Annotated in this window: 14 protein-coding genes and 1 pseudogene; 8 read left to right on the top strand and 7 right to left on the bottom strand. The window is 36.3% G+C overall.

What is annotated here, in order from left to right:
* Positions 1-149 precede the first annotated feature (149 nt).
* Both proS and Fsol_RS03800 read right to left on the bottom strand, forming a co-directional pair.
* Positions 150-1658, bottom strand: coding sequence for a proline--tRNA ligase (gene proS / locus Fsol_RS01855; RefSeq protein WP_108673204.1), 1509 nt, complete (start codon positions 1656-1658; stop codon positions 150-152).
* 51 nt (positions 1659-1709) lie between these two features.
* Positions 1710-1841, bottom strand: a complete 132-nt coding sequence (locus Fsol_RS03800) for a hypothetical protein (RefSeq protein WP_267895685.1) — start codon at positions 1839-1841, stop codon at positions 1710-1712.
* Between the two features lie 25 nt (positions 1842-1866).
* Between Fsol_RS03800 and rpsE the strand changes: the two are divergent.
* The 3 genes and pseudogenes from rpsE to Fsol_RS01840 form a co-directional block, all read left to right on the top strand.
* Positions 1867-2376 (top strand): annotated as a pseudogene (gene rpsE / locus Fsol_RS01850) (30S ribosomal protein S5); the annotation flags it as partial.
* A 433-nt stretch (positions 2377-2809) separates the two neighbouring features.
* Complete coding sequence (locus Fsol_RS01845) at positions 2810-3265, top strand: hypothetical protein (protein WP_145958112.1); 456 nt, start codon at positions 2810-2812, stop codon at positions 3263-3265.
* 440 nt (positions 3266-3705) lie between these two features.
* Positions 3706-6129, top strand: a complete 2424-nt coding sequence (locus Fsol_RS01840; protein ID WP_108673201.1) for a pentapeptide repeat-containing protein — start codon at positions 3706-3708, stop codon at positions 6127-6129.
* Here Fsol_RS01840 and greA read toward each other — a convergent pair.
* Positions 6112-6579, bottom strand: a complete 468-nt coding sequence (greA, locus tag Fsol_RS01835; RefSeq protein ID WP_108673200.1) for a transcription elongation factor GreA — start codon at positions 6577-6579, stop codon at positions 6112-6114. The genes Fsol_RS01840 and greA overlap by 18 nt on opposite strands.
* 316 nt (positions 6580-6895) lie before the next feature.
* Here greA and Fsol_RS01830 point away from each other — a divergent pair, with 316 nt between their 5' ends.
* Complete coding sequence (locus tag Fsol_RS01830; RefSeq protein WP_108673199.1) at positions 6896-7414, top strand: hypothetical protein; 519 nt, start codon at positions 6896-6898, stop codon at positions 7412-7414.
* A gap of 225 nt (positions 7415-7639) precedes the next feature.
* On the opposite strand, the gene Fsol_RS01825 is transcribed toward Fsol_RS01830, so the two are convergent.
* Positions 7640-9670 carry a hypothetical protein gene (locus Fsol_RS01825; RefSeq protein ID WP_108673198.1) on the bottom strand — a complete coding sequence of 677 codons (2031 nt, stop codon included), beginning with the start codon at positions 9668-9670 and terminating at the stop codon, positions 7640-7642.
* 35 nt (positions 9671-9705) lie between these two features.
* Between Fsol_RS01825 and Fsol_RS01820 the strand changes: the two genes are divergently transcribed.
* Positions 9706-10206, top strand: a complete 501-nt coding sequence (locus Fsol_RS01820; RefSeq protein WP_108673197.1) for a hypothetical protein — start codon at positions 9706-9708, stop codon at positions 10204-10206.
* A 230-nt stretch (positions 10207-10436) separates the two neighbouring features.
* Here Fsol_RS01820 and Fsol_RS01815 read toward each other — a convergent pair whose 3' ends face one another.
* The gene (locus Fsol_RS01815; RefSeq protein WP_108673196.1) at positions 10437-13046 is read right to left on the bottom strand and encodes a hypothetical protein; all 2610 of its coding nucleotides are present in this window, start codon (positions 13044-13046) and stop codon (positions 10437-10439) included.
* Positions 13047-13080: 34 nt separating this feature from the next.
* Between Fsol_RS01815 and Fsol_RS01810 the strand changes: the two genes are divergently transcribed.
* Positions 13081-13599: a hypothetical protein gene (locus Fsol_RS01810; RefSeq protein WP_108673195.1), complete on the top strand. Its 519-nt coding sequence runs from the start codon at positions 13081-13083 to the stop codon at positions 13597-13599.
* A 513-nt stretch (positions 13600-14112) separates the two neighbouring features.
* Here the strand turns inward: Fsol_RS01810 and Fsol_RS01800 are convergent.
* Positions 14113-14598 carry a hypothetical protein gene (locus tag Fsol_RS01800; protein ID WP_108673193.1) on the bottom strand — a complete coding sequence of 162 codons (486 nt, stop codon included), beginning with the start codon at positions 14596-14598 and terminating at the stop codon, positions 14113-14115.
* A 31-nt stretch (positions 14599-14629) separates the two neighbouring features.
* Between Fsol_RS01800 and Fsol_RS01795 the strand changes: the two genes are divergently transcribed.
* Both Fsol_RS01795 and Fsol_RS01790 read left to right on the top strand, forming a co-directional pair.
* Entirely contained in the window at positions 14630-15013 is a 384-nt protein-coding gene (locus tag Fsol_RS01795; RefSeq protein ID WP_108673192.1) for a hypothetical protein, read from the top strand.
* A 77-nt stretch (positions 15014-15090) separates the two neighbouring features.
* Positions 15091-15843 (top strand): hypothetical protein, encoded by a 753-nt coding sequence (locus Fsol_RS01790; protein ID WP_145958111.1) that lies wholly within the window; start codon positions 15091-15093, stop codon positions 15841-15843.
* Here Fsol_RS01790 and glmS read toward each other — a convergent pair.
* The gene (glmS, locus tag Fsol_RS01785) at positions 15830-17641 is read right to left on the bottom strand and encodes a glutamine--fructose-6-phosphate transaminase (isomerizing) (RefSeq protein ID WP_108673190.1); all 1812 of its coding nucleotides are present in this window, start codon (positions 17639-17641) and stop codon (positions 15830-15832) included. The two genes, Fsol_RS01790 and glmS, sit on opposite strands and share 14 nt — an antisense overlap.
* Positions 17642-17691: the final 50 nt, after the last annotated feature.

Here is a 17691-nt window from a genome sequence, read left to right as displayed (position 1 = left end):
TGAAAGAAAGAGGCTCAATATGAGTAAAACTCGACAGAATCCTGCCACCGACATTTTGTAAAAAGTGAATCTACGCCATTTCACGTATATGCATATATTTACCACGCTTTCAAGTAAATAGTATAATCAACTCTTTTTTCTTGATAAAGCTAATATGCCTTGCCGAACACTGTTAAAATCCCGTCTTCTGTACCATTAAAAATACATCTTCCTCTTTTATCTTTATCTATCAAAGGTATACAACGCGGAGTTATATGATATTTTTCTTTTAGCATTTTCTCTATCTCTTCATCTTCTTTCCAAAACGCTCTAAGAAAACCGATATCATGCTTTTCATTATTCAGTATATCTAAAAAATCGCTTCTCGAATTTACTGTAACTATATTGCTGTCGATGAATTTTTGAGTTTTATGCAACATGCCGCTTTGAATCTCTGACAAAATCTTCTCCGCTTTTTGAATAAACTCAGCTTTGCTTGATACTGCTTTAGAAGAGGGGATATGATCTCGTCTTGCAACGCACACGTTTTTACTCATCATTTCTCTTTCTCCAATCTCAATTCTGATAGGGACGCCTTTCTTTATCCAACTCCAAATCTTATTGCCAGTACTTTTCATAGAAGTATCGATCAGTACTTTTATAGGCTCATTACAAAATTTACTCGCCTTTAATTCTAGTGCAATTGATTCACAATATTGCATAATGTTGCTGCTTTGCTGCGCATCATGAATTATCGGAATAATTACTACATGGAGTGGAGAAATTTTTGGCGGCAATACCAAGCCATCATCATCACTATGTGACATTATCAATCCTCCGATCAATCGCGTAGATACTCCCCATGAAGTTGTCCAGGCGAATTCTTCTTTTCCAGCGGATGAAAGAAATTTTATTTTAAATGCTTTCGAGAAAGTCTGCCCGAGAAAATGAGAGGTACCGGCTTGTAGTGCCTTTTTATCTTGCATCATCGCTTCTATACAATACGTATTCTCAGCACCAGGAAATCTTTCTCCTCGCGTCTTTTCTCCAACTATTACCGACATTGCTAAAAACTCCTCAACAAATGTCTTGTAGACGTCAAGCATCTTATTCGTCTCTTCTATCGCTTCTGCAGCAGTAGCATGGACAGTATGTCCTTCTTGCCATAAAAATTCACTTGTTCGGAGAAATATCCTAGGACGCATTTCCCATCTGACTATATTAGCCCACTGGTTACCGAGTATTGGTAAATCTCTATATGAATTCACCCATCTTGCAAAAGCTTCTCCTATTACTACCTCAGATGTAGGTCTTATTACTAAAGGCTCTTCTAATTTTCCACTTGGTACTAACTTATTCTGAGAATCTACCTCTAATCTGTGATGTGTAACAACAGCACATTCTTTTGCAAATCCATCTATATGCTCAGCTTCTTTAGCCATGTAGCTAAGGGGTATAAACATCGGAAAATAAAAATTTTGATGTCCAGTTTCTTTTATCTTCTTATCAAGTTCTTTTTGTATATTTTCCCAGATAGCGTACCCCCATGGCTTTATGATCATACATCCTCTTATTGGTGAACTTTCCGCTAAATCAGCCATTTTCACCACTTCTTGATACCACTGTGAATAGTCCTCAGCTCTAGTAGGGCTAATCGCATTCTTATAAGATGACGACATATATCAATAAACTTTTTTACTACAAATCAGTATAGATGAAAGCGGTAATTGTCAATTCGATGCAATACAATCACTTCTTTCATTAGATGAAATTTTTCTTATTACTCCGTAAAATAGCGACAATGACTTTACATCTACCTGTTGAATAAGATTATATTTTCCTCTATGCTTCACCTCATGCATATGTATTAAATCGTAAACAGACGTAATGAAGCAGGCTAAATCTCAAAGACACGATACTTTACAGGAAGAGGTAGTATCAGTAAGTAGAGTGGTGAAAGTGGTAAAGGGAGGACGACGCTTCTCCTTCCGCGCATTAGTTGTCGTTGGAGATAGAAAAGGTAGCGTTGGCATTGGTCTAGGTAAAGCGAATGAGGTGTCCGACGCTAAAGCAAAGGCTGCACATTCAGCACGTAGTAATATGGTAAGAGTACAGCTTAGAGATGGCAGAACATTACATCATATAATAGAATCCAAAAGTGGCGCAACAAAAGTGCTTATGAGACCAGCACAGCACGGTGCTGGCGTAATAGCAGGGCCTTCTTTGCGCGCTTTTCTCGAAGTATTAGGAGTAAAAGACGTTGTATCAAAATGTATAGGTAGTACTAATCCTTTCACTGTATTGTTGGCAGCTAAGAAAGCATTATTACAAAGTAGATCTCCAAGAGCGATAGCAGCAGCTAGAGGGATATCTGCATCTTACATCTTCAGAAATAGAACTGATTACGGAAGACTTCCTCAAGAAGAGAATGATAATAATAGCGCGCCCTCTGAAGCAGTAGAAGCAGAGACAAAGGCATCTGAGTAGATACGAAATAACTTCGAGGATAGTTTTTATAGAGTAGGGAGGAGACAAGCTTATGCCATAGCCATTTTTCTTGATGGTTGCGTATATCACGTCACATTAAGTTTTACATTACATGTCTATTCTACTTTTGATCGTGCTTGCTGCTGCTGCGCCTAGCTTAGCACCGTTTCTCTTCCTTTTCTGGTTATTCTGCTTATAGAGTGGCAATACAAAGAATAGCTGCGAAACAGATAGAGTGCGCAAATCAGCTTCTATGCTATAGCTATTTTCATGATTGCACATGTTGTCTCGCTTAATTTGATTTAATTTTTTTGCGTATACTATGTTTTTCGAATTCTGCCGCTTGCTCTGCTTCTTTCTTTATTCACCAGGATTAATTCCTTTTTTTCTTTTCGATCAGCTACTTCCTAATACTCTCATCAAAGAGCTTCTTTACCCTCTTCGTCATGAATCTAGTGGCACTCTCATTCTGTTTTCATTGCTTCCTTTAGTACTCGGTGTCTTCGTCTTCAAGCAAAGGCCAGTCGTTGTCAGACATAAGGATAGCGGTATTCGAAAAACTGCTCAATTAGGCTGGTGCTGGACGTACTTTTACTTCTCTTTCTGGGTACCTCTAATTCGAGGAGAGAAGCTTAGTATAGTTCTACTATACTTTATTAGCGGCTTTTTTGCTCCTAATTTCATTCTATCATTCATATATAACAAGCAACACATTACGAGGTTACTCACAAGTGGTTGGGTATTGGATGACACACCGGAAACAGAAGAATTTGCTCGTAGTAGATTAAACATGCGGTAAGCTCCTTTCTTACGTATGCTTCATTTCTCTCTCCGTTAATCGTACTAAGCACGTATTTTTATTTCTCTTAGAAAGATCAATTTCCATCTGACTTATTTCTTACCGCACTCACTATTCGAATCACTCCATAGGAAAGCTATAAGAGGTCGTACTTATATCATTTCATAAGACAAGAACTCAGAATGCATAACTGTCATCTTAAGGATTAGAATGAAATCCATCTATTTTCAAAAAATCATTAAAGATATCTTAAATTCGTCTTATTTCCTTGATATCTCTTCTTTTTATCGAAAAATTACAATACATAAATAAATTCATTAAGATATTTCATTAGTTCATATTTCACGATATAATACAATTGTATAAATTAATTCTAACTTTACAATTCGATTGCATTTTAATACAATTAATATAATTAAAGTTAATATTAACACTCTCTAATGCAAAAGAATAACATCAAAAAAAGCGAGTTACATCTCTTCATAGAAGAGGCGCTTCAAAGTGGTAAGAAAGAGATAGATTTTCAAAAATTTAATGGTGGAAGACAGATAAAAGAGGAAATATTGAGCGACATAGATTTCTCTGGTTGTGTAATAAAAAATCTACATTGCGCGACTTCTGTATTTAGAAATTGTCAATTCGATGGCACTCGCTTTCGAAATTCTCACTTTACCAATTGTGCTTTTCCAGATTCTGATTTTTCCGGCGCAATTATAGATTCACCATCTAGCGATAAACATCATCTCTTTAATATTCATGAAAAAGCATCTTTCCCCTCCTTGCCTGAATTAAATAATCAAAATAATGTAGTAGCGCAAAATCAAGGATTTAGAGGAGCGTTCAAAAATTTCAGAGAAGGGGTGAAAAATCTAATTGTAGGAGAAGCAAGGGTTAAAATTTCAAAAGAAGAATTATTCTCTGCTACAACATTCGATGCCAAACAAAAAGCTTCACCAGAATGGATTTTTGATGAAGATCTACGAAAAAGACATCATAAAGCTGTAGAAGAAAAAAGGAAAAATGTCGCAGAATGCCTAGAAGAATTATGGAGTATAACAAATTCACAGAATAATACTGATCCTCATCATTTTCAAAAGATCGTAGAAAAAGATATGTCTGCTGAAGAAATGAAAATATTGTTTGATGCGCAAAGCACTATAAAAAGCATTAATACATCAAATAAAGTATCAGAACGATTATTAGACGTGATGCAAGCATATAATACGGCAAAGACTGAACTTGTGCTTGCTGAAAATGATATAAGGAAAGCGCAATTACAATACGTAGAAGAGAAACAAGAAGATATCGCGCCTAAAACGCAATATTCAATTCAAGATGAAATAGAACAGGGAAAAACTTATAAGAATTGCATATTTCTAAATACGCATATACTTGGCGCTGATGCAGAAAATAATAAAGAAACAGTATTTGAAAACTGTATATTCTTAAATGATATTGAAGTGACGAAGAAATTCGGCGCTGTAAAGTTTATCGATTGTAGAAATACAATTGATCATGAAGCAAAGAAATGCATAAAAGACGATATCACAAGGAAAATTGAGCATAGCGCATCTATTGAAGACGCGACAATAAATAAGGATGGCGACATATTTCTCAGTGTACAAAGTGATGATGTTTTCTTGGATGCACAAGAAAAGCCATTTCTAAAAGAAAAGGTTGATTCGCTTACAGAAGAGCTTTTCAGTCAATTACCGGAAGAGGGCGGACGGTTACGGTTTACAAATTGTATTGGTAATAAAATTGAGTTCAAGAACTCTGCACTTCCTATGAAATTCAATAAGGTGAAGGCAAAAAACATAACATTCTTAGACTCGCTTGTACCAAGTTCTTCATTTATATCTGTAAAGGCCGATAGTATTCAGATCAAAGATACTAAGATGCAGTGTGGAAAATTTCAAAAATGTACCTTTGGCGCTTTTCAAGCACAAGATTCTAATATGCAACTTGTAAACATAGATAAAAGTAACAGAATAGATAGTAAGATAGAGATCGGTAGTACCGATATGGGAATGGGGATTCTAGCTCCTACTATCGATAAAAAGGCTACTGTATCGCTCAAAAAGCAAGATACTCTCGCGCTTAAATTGCACAAAAGACTCAAGAGTGCAATCAAGGACAAAGGCATTATTTCAGAATATAAGGATTTAGACAAAAGGAAGAAGTTAGTGAAATTATATGATTATGCTAAAAAAACTTCTCAAACATTAGATGCTGCCGCAACAGTAGGGGTAATTCATGAAACATCTAATAAAATTGGCATCGGTACATTAGGAAAAGCTACAGCTATACTTGCAGGACTTGCGGTAAAAGCATACCAAGCGAGATACAATTCTAAAGAAATAGGAGACAAAGAAAAAGCAATTATTGTTGCCGCTGTAGCTAATGAAGTAGCCAACAATATCGGACATTATACAGCAAAACTCGCATTGTACTGCGCAGTATCATCCCTTGCGCAAAAGGCATTAGGAGGTAATACCGAACTCACAGGAAGCTTACTTGCTATCACAGCAGTTAGCAAAGAAGTAGCAGAGAAATCTGCAAAGACTAAAATGTACGATAAATTGTTGGAAGGAGAAGAAAATCCTGAAAAGATCTTCGATCGCGCATCACGAAAAATTGCCGTAAAAGCTGCTGCTGCTTCTGCTGTACTAGTTGCTGTCGCTACATTTACTAAAATAGCTGCTGCTGGTGTTGCTACCGCCGCAATCGCTACTCTTACTTATAACAAGATAAGAAGCATGTATAAATTCCGCGTGAGACAGCAGCAGATAGCGGCACAACCTAGCAGAATTATACTGAAAAAATCAGATACTAAGTCAACGCAATTAATCCGTAATATATAATACACTAGTCACAATATATACGCGCTCATTTATCATAATATCATCTCCAACTACTCTACCTATCATGGATCTACCTACAGGTGAGTAGGCGGATATTACTCCTTTTTCCGGATCCGCTTCATAATTTCCAGCAATAGTATATCTCATCTTTACCTTAGGTGTATCTTCGCTTTCAAGCTCCACTGTAGCACCAAATCTGATAACGTCAGTCTCAGTGTTAGGTATTATAACTTCAGCGCGACTAAACTTACTTTCTAGATCAGCTATCTTACTTTCTATCATACTCTGCTTTTCAATAGCGGCGTGATATTCCGCATTTTCAGAAAGATCGCCATGAGATCTTGCTTCTGAAATTGCCGCAACTATAGATACTCTATCTATTGTCTTAAGACGATGAAGCTCTTCTTTTAAAGCATTATAACCTTTTTGCGTAATCAAGAACCTTTGCATATACAAAGCATGAATCTATAAACACACGTAGCTTATGATGTTATAACTTAAAGGTTATATAATCAACATTTTATCATATTATTAAGACTATTGCTTTGCGCATTAGAAAGAGTTTTCGCTGCATAAATGCTTTAAATCATTGATTCTACAATTATCAGCGGTAAATCTCACTTCTTGCCATGTATCTAGTAATTCGTTATCAAAACAGCGGATTATATGTATTGCACTAATACCTTTTTCTCTTTTTCTTGACACTCATTGATCATTATTTCCTTGAAGCATATACTATATAAATATACATTAATTTATACTAATAATGTTAAATAAAAATAATACTAAAAGCAATGAAGATAAATTCAAAAGCAATGAAGATTTCTTCAATAGCGATATAACGCGAGAAGTTATTCACGAATATTGCGAGATAATTTTACCTCTTGCTCCTGATATATTAAAATTCTTCCTCCACAAGAATGGAAATGTACCTCGAATGGAGTTAATAAAAAAATTTCCTACCCTCACTTCTTCTCGCGACTTAGATAGAGTTGTTGAGAAGTTACGACATACTCTTGTTGGTGAAGCACCATATCTGCCTGATTATATGCTATTCAATCGACATGTGCATGATGCAATACGTTCTATAGCGGTGCCAATTTTCATGGAGGAAGCGCAGATGATGCTGCAGAATCAAGCAACTCCACATCATGTTACATCGAATCATCTACAACAACAGCAAGTTGCTGCACCAAGTCCTGAACAAAGTCAGTGCGCGGCTCCACATAGCGAAATTCATGATAACAGTGCGATGCATTACTCCGATTCTGATAGTATTGACTAAGCTTTCATCGTAGTATCACGTACAAAGTATTGTGATGCTCTTGGAGAGAGTATCAACTCTCTCCATTTGTAACAGAGGTATGCGAAAATCTCATTTCGCTCCTTCTTCCTTTCTTTTTTCTTTCATCTTCGAATCTCATAAGTGCGATACAAAAACGGGTAGGGATGTTGATATTTTCAATCATCGTAAATACGAAAGTGAAAAGATCATCATGTTCAAAACGATCTATTGGCGCCTTCCTCCTGGACTCTTGTTGCTGTCATTTTGCACTACTTTCTGACTCCCTGCGGCTGTTGTGATTGCTCCTTCTGTTGCTGCTTGTTGGATTGTGCTGAAGCTATTTGCTACTCGGTATAGCACTTCCTCTGGTACGCTCTCTATCTGCTGCTGTTGCTGCGTCTGCTGTTGTTGCGACCGAGGTGACTGTTGCTGCTCTTCATTGAATTGCTGTTGCTGTACTACAAACGTATTCTTTTTACGCTCTATCTCGCCTAATAGATTATAGCACGCATTACGACTTTTATCTTGCACTTCCATTATTATGTCAGTAAACATTTCGCTGTTGCACGAAAGAAGTGTAGCAAGTCTGTGCGAACACTTTACGTACCTGTCTTCCAGATCTTTTGCCGCTTTTTCCAAATCTTCCTTAGCATTCATTTTTTCCAAAGACTGTGTTATTTTTTCAATATACGCTTTTATATCTGCGCCAAGAAATTGTGGAATGTTACTATTACCTTGAAGCTTTGTCGTTACTTTTCTCTCATAAGAGTTGAGTGTTTTCTTCAGACTATCATCTTGAGAGATCGTTGCAAAGCTCTTTATTCCTCCTAAAAGATCTATCAGAGCTACAAAATCATTTTTTTCATCAGAAAATTTTTCGAAAGCAGTCATTATACTTTTGTCGATTTTCTCCTTTAAGTTCCGAAAATTCCCTACTTCTTTTGCACAAATCATTTTAGATACTGCTTTTTCAAGCTTTCTTATTCCTTGCGACAAATTTATCAGTTGCTCATAATTGTTAATATTTTCCTGAAATTCTTTCTTTTTTATAGAGAGTATCCCTTTTACAGCATTGTGCTCTAACTCGAGCATAATTGTGAATTTCGGATCTTTTTTGTGTATCTGGCTGCCGTATTGATCGATATCCACTAACATTTGCATCAAAGCAGCCTCATTTATTGTACAATATTGACTAGAAGTTATTATAGCAGTAATAGAGGCATCCATCGCCGCTCCTCGAGCCGCAAAACTCTTCATTTGATCCTGCCAATCTTTTGTTATACCATACTTCTCAAATGCTGATATTTCGCTCTTCACTACCTCTTGAAAGAACTTTCTTACCTCTACTGTAACAGGAAACCCAGTCTGATCTATACCTTGAGCTCTGTCTCGAACTAAGTCATATACTCTCGTCGCTACCTCGCCCATAATGTGCCCAATAAAATGCTCTTTTCTATCTTTCAAGTTATCCTGTTCTTCTACTTTATCAACATAATGTTGAGATATCATCTTATCAGTCAATATTGCAAAGTCATCCGCCATTTTCTTAAGTATCACAAAATGAAGCGAAGGTGGAAATTGGTTTAAAAAGTCTTCAACCATTTTCTCTCTCTTTATTACCAATTCTGCCCCATTGTAACAGTAAGCGAATCTATGCATAAGTTCATGCACAAGGGTAGACACTGTATAATGAGATCTATATCGCGAATCATCCTGAAATAGAGTAATCGAATCATTTCGTAAGTTATAAAAACCTCCACGAATATTCATTCTGAGAGGAGCAAGAGTAATAACATGAGGGCGGTTATTAGCTGATAATGCTGTAAATAGCGCTTTTAAAAAATCTTTATCTTCATTATTTTCTTTTAGCGCTATTTCGAGAAGTGTTCTATTCTCCTTTAATACATTACTTACTTCTTTTTCTCTGATGTAGTTTAATTGATCATTATATCGCTTTATGAATTCTCCTTTTTTTTCCTCATGTGATGCTTTTAATCTCTCTACTGTCTCGATTGGTAGTCCATACTTCTGCGCCTCCAATACCATATCTCGATAGTGCTTAAGTGTCTCATTATGCGATATAAAGTGCACAAGGCTACGATAGAACAAAGAATGATACGCTTCATAATCTAGCTGGTATACGAATTTTCCTGCTATTCCTGCAAGATTGTCATCATTCTGCTCAGCTAACTGCCGAAAAGCAGCTTCATCCTTGAGCAATACTTCCATCAATTGACTATTATTTTTTCCTTGCATATACTATATAACAACATATTAGATTGATATTTATAATGATAGATAAAGATAATACTAAATACAAGAAGAACGCATCTGAATATGAGACGGTACATGGAATTGTTCACAGATGCTGTAAAACAATTCTACCTATCTCATCTGAGGTATTAGAACTTCTTCTTCATAAAAGCGGAGATATATCTCGGAAGGAGTTAGCACAAAAATTCCCAAAGCTATGGGGGCCTTTCAGTATACTTGGCGAAGCTGTTGAAGAACTGTTATGCACTCTTGATGGTAAGCCATATTACCTTCCTGACGCGCTACGAACTCATGGAGATCTGAATGCAGCAATACGTTCTATAGCGGTGCCAATTTTCATGGAGGAAGCGCAGATGATGCTGCAGAATCAAGCAACTCCACATCATGTTACATCGAATCATCTACAACAACAGCAAGTTGCTGCACCAAGTCCTGAACAAAGTCAGTGCGCGGCTCCACATAGCGAAATTCATGATAACAGTGCGATGCATTACTCCGATTCTGATAGTATTGACTAAGCTTTCATCGTAGTATCACGTACAAAGTATTGTGATGCTCTTGGAGAGAGTATCAACTCTCTCCATTTGTAACAGAGGTATGTGAAAATCTCATTTCGCTCCTTCTTCCTTTCTTTTTGACTTTTTCCTTTCATCTTCGAATCTCATAAGTGCGATACAAAAACGGGTAGGGATGTTGATATTTTCAATCATCGTAAATACGAAAGTGAAAAGATCATGTTCAAAACGATCTATTGGGGCCTTCCTCCTGGACTCTTGTTGTAGTTATTTCGCACTACTCCCTGCAGCTGTTGTGACTGCTCCAGCTGTTGCGGCTTGTCGGATTGCGCTACTTCCTGACTTTTCGATAGTGTTTTACTGGCTTTTTTCAGGTCTTCCTTTGATACTACATTGTCCTGCTGTTGCTGCGTCTGCTTTTGTTGCGACCGAAGTGACTGTTGCTGCTTGTCGAATGGCTTCTCTTCATTGAATTGCTGCGTCTGCTTTTGTTGCGAATCTTGTTGTGATAGCATTTGACTGCCCTCTATCTGCTGCTTCTCCCATTCATTCAAGTGCTGTTGAACTATTTCCGAACAATGCCCCTTTATCTGTTCAAGAAGAGCTTGTTTTAGCTTCTCTAGAACTTCCGTACTCTTTCCTGCTGCTTCTCTTTTCTTAGCACACTGCACTATTTCTCCTAGCAGTCTTAGCAGTGGTGCTTCTTCTGCATAGGAAATTGTCTTAACAATTTCACTAGAAATATCCGTAAACGAGTAGCGCCTTTTCTTATTATTTGCGTTTTCTTTAAATTTTTGTATTGTCTTTGATAGTGCCTTTTCTGCCTCACACAACTGCCCTTCGAATATCCCACATTTTTTCAATGCTTCAGTCTCATACTCGAGTATCTCTATAAAGAACTTCGCCGATTCGTTGTAAATCTTAGTTCCTCGAGAGTAGGTCCTTTCTATCTTACAATTCTGACTATAATCATATGTTCGTGTAATTACCTCACCGAAAATATGATGAAGAAAAGCACTTTTTTTCTCTGACTCTGGTGCATTTCGTAGCCTTTCTACATAACCATCAGATAGTGCACCACTGGTAAGGATTGCAAAATCGTTCGTCGTTTCCTCAAGTATTGCAGAATGTAACGAAGGCGGAAACTGCTCTAAAAACTCATCAAGCATTTTCTTTTTCTCTTCTATCAATTTTCCATTGTTATGTGTATGTGCTAGTTTATGTAGCGATTCATGTACTAGCATATTGATATCATAAAAACTTCTCCCTAATATAAGAGACGCGAACGTGTATTCTTGAAATAGAGTGATTGTATCATCTTCCGCAATATAGTATCCTCCTGCATTATTGTACGATTCCAATCCAAGATAAATAATATGAGGCTTATCAGCCTCGCTACGAGGTAACGCATTAAATATCTTTTGTAATAAGGGTGTTGTGGATCGTTCTTTTTCGAGCCGTTGAAAATTTTCGTATTCTTCTTTGAATCTTTCCCTCATCCCATCTTCACCATGAAAATAGCCCTTGTTCAAAGCATTTACATATGATACTATCTCTGGACGGTATATGAAGTTTCCGCGCTCTATACCAAAAAGCTTAAGTGCTTCGCTCTTCTGCATTTGTACCGCTATTCCATAAAATCCTCTGTAATCGTCATCCTTGAGAGAGTCAAAAACTCCCCTGTCCGTACCAGTAAAAGATTCATACGTTTTCCTTGCCTCGGTATTCTTATAAACAGATTGATAAAAGTCCTTTTCCGCATCATTCTTAAGAGAAGCATAAAATCTCTTTGACCAGGAATCAATAGATTGATAAAAATCTCTTTGCACAGCATCTCGAAGAGATTCATAAAAGTTCCTTTGAGACTCATCCTTATAAATAGATTGATAAAAGCTCCTTTGAGACTCATACTTATAAATAGATTGATAAAAGTCCTTTCTCGCATCATCCTGAAGAGATTCATAAAATTTCTTTTCTCCATCATTCTTAAGAGATTCATGGAAGCTCTCTCTTATCTTATCAAAAGATTCAATAGATTCTTCTCTTTGTTGAGAAGAGAGAGATGTATAAATTCTCCTTTGCACATCATTAAGAGATTCATAAGTTTTCCGTACCTCAGGAGAGAAATCTCTATAATTTAGCTTATCGTCAAAAGATATATAAGCTTTCCTTCCCGCATCACTAAGAGATTCATAAAATTCCCTTTGAGACTTATACTTATAAATAGATTGATAAAAGTCCTTTTCCACACCATTCTTAAGAGAATCATAAAACTCCTTAGGATCAAGAGACTCATAAAACTTCTTTCTTATATCATCAAAAAATCCTTCTCTTTTATGATAAAGACAAGATTGACAATCTACTCTTTGTTGCGCATCGAAAGAGTCGTAAAGCTTCCTTTGTCCATCATCGAGAGCTATTTGATAAAAGTTCCTTTGTTTATCATTGAGAACTGTTTGATAAAAGTTCCTTTGCTCACGATCGAGAATTGTTTGATAAAAGTTCCTTTGCGCATCATTCTTATAAATAAGTTGATAAAATTTTCTTGTAGGATTATCGAGACTTTGGTAGAATTCTCTTTGCGCATCATTCTTATAAATAAGTTGATAAAATTTTCTTGTAGGATTATCGAGACTTTGGTAGAATTCTCTTTGCGCATCATTCTTATAAATAAGTTGATAAAATTCTCTTTGAGCCTCAGTAAGAGATTGATAAAATTCTCTTCGTTCATTACTAAGAGATTGATAAAATTCTCTTCGTTCATTACTAAGAGATTCATAAAATTCCTTTTCTGTAATATTAGAAGGTTGGAATATTAGTTGATCATTATTTCCTTGAAGCATATACTATATAAATATACATTAATTTATACTAATAATGTTAAATAAAAATAATACTAAAAGCAATAAAGATAGGTTCAAAAGCAATGAAGATTTCTTCAATAGCGATATAACACGAGAAGTTATTCACGAATATTGCGAGATAATTTTACCTCTTGCTCCTGATATATTAAAATTCTTCCTCCACAAGAATGGAAATGTACCTCGAATGGAGTTAATAAAAAAATTTCCTACCCTCACTTCTTCTCGCGACTTAGATAGAGTTGTTGAGAAGTTACGACATACTCTTGTTGGTGAAGCACCATATCTGCCTGATTATATGCTATTCAATCGACATGTGCATGATGCAATACGTTCTATAGCGGTGCCAATTTTCATGGAGGAAGCGCAGATGATGCTGCAGAATCAAGCAACTCCACATCATGTTACATCGAATCATCTACAACAACAGCAAGTTGCTGCACCAAGTCCTGAACAAAGTCAGTGCGCGGCTCCACATAGCGAAATTCATGATAACAGTGCGATGCATTACTCCGATTCTGATAGTATTGACTAAGCTTTCATCGTAGTATCACGTACAAAGTATTGTGATGCTCTTGGAGAGAGTATCAACTCTCTCCATTTGTAACAGAGGTATGTGAAAATCTCACTTCGCTCCTTCTTCCTTTCTTTTTGACTTTTTCGTGCACTTTTTTCTCTCGTTAGATGTGCGCTCTCAACAGCTATATGCAAGTAAATCAAAGCAGTAAAGTATAAGATCAATACACGGCAAATTTCGATAAAAACGATATCGAGACGCTTTTTACATTTTTTTTAGAATTCTCCAATAAATCATTCGGCACTTTCCTTTCGAAAAATACACTTCGCATGATATAGCTAAATCTTATCGTGCTAAAGAAACGCGCAATCCTCTCAAAAAAAACAGAAGTCTCGTCATGCGTTATCGTGGAAATACGGAAGATATCATTAAGAAGAGTTTATACAGAATAGTGAAGCAGAATTACTTTCAACGTACTATAAGCGGGAAGACGCTTCTTCCAAATCTTAATACTATTTTTCATTTTATACTTTAAAAATCAGAATCGTGCACATCATCAACGTCATAATTTTCATTTTCTTGTACTGTACACTGATTTTGCTCAGTACTTGGTGCAGCAATTTGCTGTTGTTGTAGATTATTTGGCGTGATAGGTTGTTGAGTTGCTTGATTCTGCAGCATCATCTGTGCTTCCTCCATAAAAATAGGTCTCGTTATGGATTGCATTATTTGATTCACATATTCATCATAACGCACATAGTAAGGAAGGTAGTAAGGCTTACCATCAAAGGCATGCCATAATATCGTGACGTTATCCATCACCATATATGAATCAGTTATTTCGGGAAAATTTTCTACTAATTCCTGCTGAGAAACGACACCTTTTTTCTGGAAGATGAATTCCAAGACATGCGGTGCACGTGAGGCTAATTGTTCACAACATTTATGAATATTTTCACGTGCTACATCAGCATCAAAAAAGCTTTTATTGCTTTTGGCGTTATTTTGATTTAACATAATAAATAAAATAAGTATATAAAATAAGTATATGAAGCCAAGTAACGATAAGCAAGATCAAATTACAGCAGAACAAACAGAGATGAATTTATATAATAGAAGGAAAGAAGAAATTCTTAACAATATAGATGCGCAACAGCTAAACGCCAAACATGAAACTTTTAGTGGAATAAAAGCTCAATTTGTATTCGCACTAGATCGTGAATCATATAAATCAATACTCGATGCGCCTTACTCTGAGACGCAATTAAATGCCATCGTAGACTCAAAACTCGTTTATACTGAGCTGCTGAAGATAACAGAGACAAAAGATATTGCAGCTGAATTAGAGAGAAATAAAACGAACTTTCGAGATGCGACAAAAGAATTTATAGATCGAAAATTTTTTCAAGAGCTATGTGAAAAAAATACCTGATGAATTTCACGCTGTCCATCTTGGTACTATAGCATTGACGGCGATAGAAAGGGCATTTGATAGCAAGAAGAATTACATTGTTATACAAAAAAGGCTTTAGCTATAAAAGAGAAGGCTATGACTATGGCACCATAGTACATGAATTTATGCATAAATTTGATTGCCTTCATAATAACGGAGAGATACAGAAAACTCGAGAGAAAATGATTAAGGAGTTTTTGGCACAACAAGCCATATCTCATGCTGATGAAGCTTCAGCGCTTGGAGTGCTAACGAGAGACTTTATGATTTTGACTGAAGGAGTGCTTCATCCAGCTTATGCTGATGTACTAGAGAAAGATAGTACACCATCTCAATTCGCTCATTCTATAACAGGGGAAATATCTACGAATCTTTATAGTGAACTTAGACAACGGAAGAAACAACAGAACCTCTATAAAGCATCTCAACCTTGTGAGGAATCGATACAATTCTTTCAGAAAGTGATGGATGTAGAAAAAGCGCACTGGAAAAAGTTAGAACATGTGCCAAAAGATCTAATGGCGAAAATAGATGAATTGAAAGAAAATGCTCTAAAACGCGCAGAAGAAAGAAAGCAGGAAAACAGACCAGAGAAAAAGCTTTCTGAGGAAATTGTGAAATTTAGTATAGAGCAAGCCAGTAAAAAAGCTGCGGAACAACAGAAACAGGAAAACACTCAGAAAATACCACAACAACAAACTCAACAAATACTACAAAAAGTACAAGAAACTCCAAAAATATCACAGAAAGCACAATTGCAAGAGATAAAAGGGCAAAATTTCGGCTCACATAATTTTATTCGACAGTAACGGATTTAGCTAAATTTCGCGGTTTATCCACATTAAGATCTAGCATTTGTGCTATTGCTACCGCTAGAATTTGCCCTACAATTGCGTTAAGCAGCGGAGTAGAGAAGGGTAGATTTGAGGTATTTGCAGTATGAAAAGTGATGAATTCAGTACTATTATCATCAATTCGCCGATTAGTATCAAAAGCTACTACATTACCTCCTCTTGCTAAGACCTCTTGTACATTGTTTTTGATCTTGTCTCTGTATTCATCAAAGAAAGCAATCACGAGGGTTTTTTCATCAACAAGTGCGATGTGTCCGTGCTTCAACTCTCCTGATGGAATTGCTTCCGTTGGAATATATGTAAGCTCTTTGATTTTTAATGCGCATTCAACACCTGCATAGTATGACACTCCTTTTCCTATGATAAGTATTTTACTTACGGTAGCATATCGCAACAAAACTTCTCTGATGCTAGGCCATAACTCAAGCGTACTAGCTATATTCTTAGCAATTGTACTACATTCTTTACTTATTTCTTCGTTATTATATAAACCAAACAGCATCGATAATATTATCAGATGAGAGGTAAAACTCTTCGTAGAAGCAACACCTACTTCCACACCTATATCTACATGTATCAAGTATTTTGTGCTTTTTGCCAATCTGCTATGCAGGCGATTCACTATTCCTAAAGTATCGCATTCTCCTATAATATCTAAGCATTTTATGGTATCAGCGGTCTCACCGGATTGAGACACAAGAATGTAAAGCGTATTGTTACTGCGATGACGTTTTCTTATTGAAAATTCTGATGCAATTTCAGCACTAACAATACAACTAATGCCTCTTTCTAAAATTAGCTCTTTTATGATATTACAGGCATTGAATGAACTACCACATCCGATCATTACTATTTCATCATACTGTGTAATATCCATGTTCAAAGTTAGCAGCTTCTGCTTTATATCAAGATGTATAGACTGTACTATCTTTACCTGCTCATAAATCTCTTTCTCTGTATGTGTACTATATGTACCAAGTTCGGATTGCGTAATATTTTCCGCTTTAAAAGGAAGTAAATCCATAGATATAAAGCCATTACGTTGTTTTGAATATAAAATTCGCTCACTATTGCTGATGCAAAAAACTTCATCCGTTTTCATATGATAAGTAGAAGTCACAGTATGAGGAAATGCTAAAATATCAGATACTACGTAAAAGTCATCATCATCGGTCTTGCCAATTATCATCGGAGTACCAATACACACTACGATCATAACAGAATAGCGATGCGAAACTGCAATATAACTACCTATGCCTTTTAAGTAATTCAAAGTCGCAATCGCAGCAGCTACCGGAGTTTCACTTACTTTCATCTCTTTATCGAGTAATGCTGCGATGACTTCGGTATCTGTACCACTACTGAATTGATAATCGGAAGCAAGTGTGGATTTTAGAGTGAGGTAATTTTCTAAAACGCCATTATGCACCATGTATATGTCGTTTACATTGATTGGATGCGCATTACTTTCAGTAACAACACCATGCGTCGCCCATCTTGTATGAGCAATACCGATATTGTACCGCGAAACCTCATTGCTACTATAGTAGGAGGAGGCTAATTTCATTTCTAATTTCTTAACTTCTCCAACTGTCTTTATCAACTGTGGCTGAATATCTTCAAAAGAGGAAAACATCGCAACACCACACGAATCATATCCTCTGTACTCTATAAAATGCAAAGCCGTACAAAGCCTTTCCGAAATTGAATGAGCTTTTATATTTTTATCAAAAATCCCTACAATACCGCACATTTTCTACATATTTCGAATGAACTACATCTCGAGATAGTAGCACATCACAC

It is taken from the genome of Candidatus Fokinia solitaria (assembly GCF_003072485.1).
Taxonomy (GTDB): Bacteria; Pseudomonadota; Alphaproteobacteria; order Rickettsiales; family Midichloriaceae; genus Fokinia; species Fokinia solitaria.
The sequence above is the reverse complement of the archived record's forward strand: the minus strand, read 5'-3'. Positions and strand labels throughout refer to the sequence as shown.

Bases quoted from the DNA above. Each gene is read 5' to 3' on its own strand.
- greA (WP_108673200.1), bottom strand. From the start codon at position 6,579: ATGCAAAGGTTCTTGATTACGCAAAAAGGTTATAATGCTTTAAAAGAA.
- Fsol_RS01820 (WP_108673197.1), top strand. From the start codon at position 9,706: ATGATAGATAAAGATAATACTAAATACAAGAAGAACGCATCTGAATAT.
- Fsol_RS01810 (WP_108673195.1), top strand. From the start codon at position 13,081: ATGTTAAATAAAAATAATACTAAAAGCAATAAAGATAGGTTCAAAAGC.
- proS (WP_108673204.1), bottom strand. From the start codon at position 1,658: ATGTCGTCATCTTATAAGAATGCGATTAGCCCTACTAGAGCTGAGGAC.
- Fsol_RS01825 (WP_108673198.1), bottom strand. From the start codon at position 9,670: ATGCAAGGAAAAAATAATAGTCAATTGATGGAAGTATTGCTCAAGGAT.
- Fsol_RS03800 (WP_267895685.1), bottom strand. From the start codon at position 1,841: ATGCATGAGGTGAAGCATAGAGGAAAATATAATCTTATTCAACAGGTA.
- Fsol_RS01840 (WP_108673201.1), top strand. From the start codon at position 3,706: ATGCAAAAGAATAACATCAAAAAAAGCGAGTTACATCTCTTCATAGAA.
- Fsol_RS01830 (WP_108673199.1), top strand. From the start codon at position 6,896: ATGTTAAATAAAAATAATACTAAAAGCAATGAAGATAAATTCAAAAGC.
- Fsol_RS01795 (WP_108673192.1), top strand. From the start codon at position 14,630: ATGAAGCCAAGTAACGATAAGCAAGATCAAATTACAGCAGAACAAACA.
- glmS (WP_108673190.1), bottom strand. From the start codon at position 17,641: ATGTGCGGTATTGTAGGGATTTTTGATAAAAATATAAAAGCTCATTCA.
- Fsol_RS01815 (WP_108673196.1), bottom strand. From the start codon at position 13,046: ATGCTTCAAGGAAATAATGATCAACTAATATTCCAACCTTCTAATATT.
- Fsol_RS01800 (WP_108673193.1), bottom strand. From the start codon at position 14,598: ATGTTAAATCAAAATAACGCCAAAAGCAATAAAAGCTTTTTTGATGCT.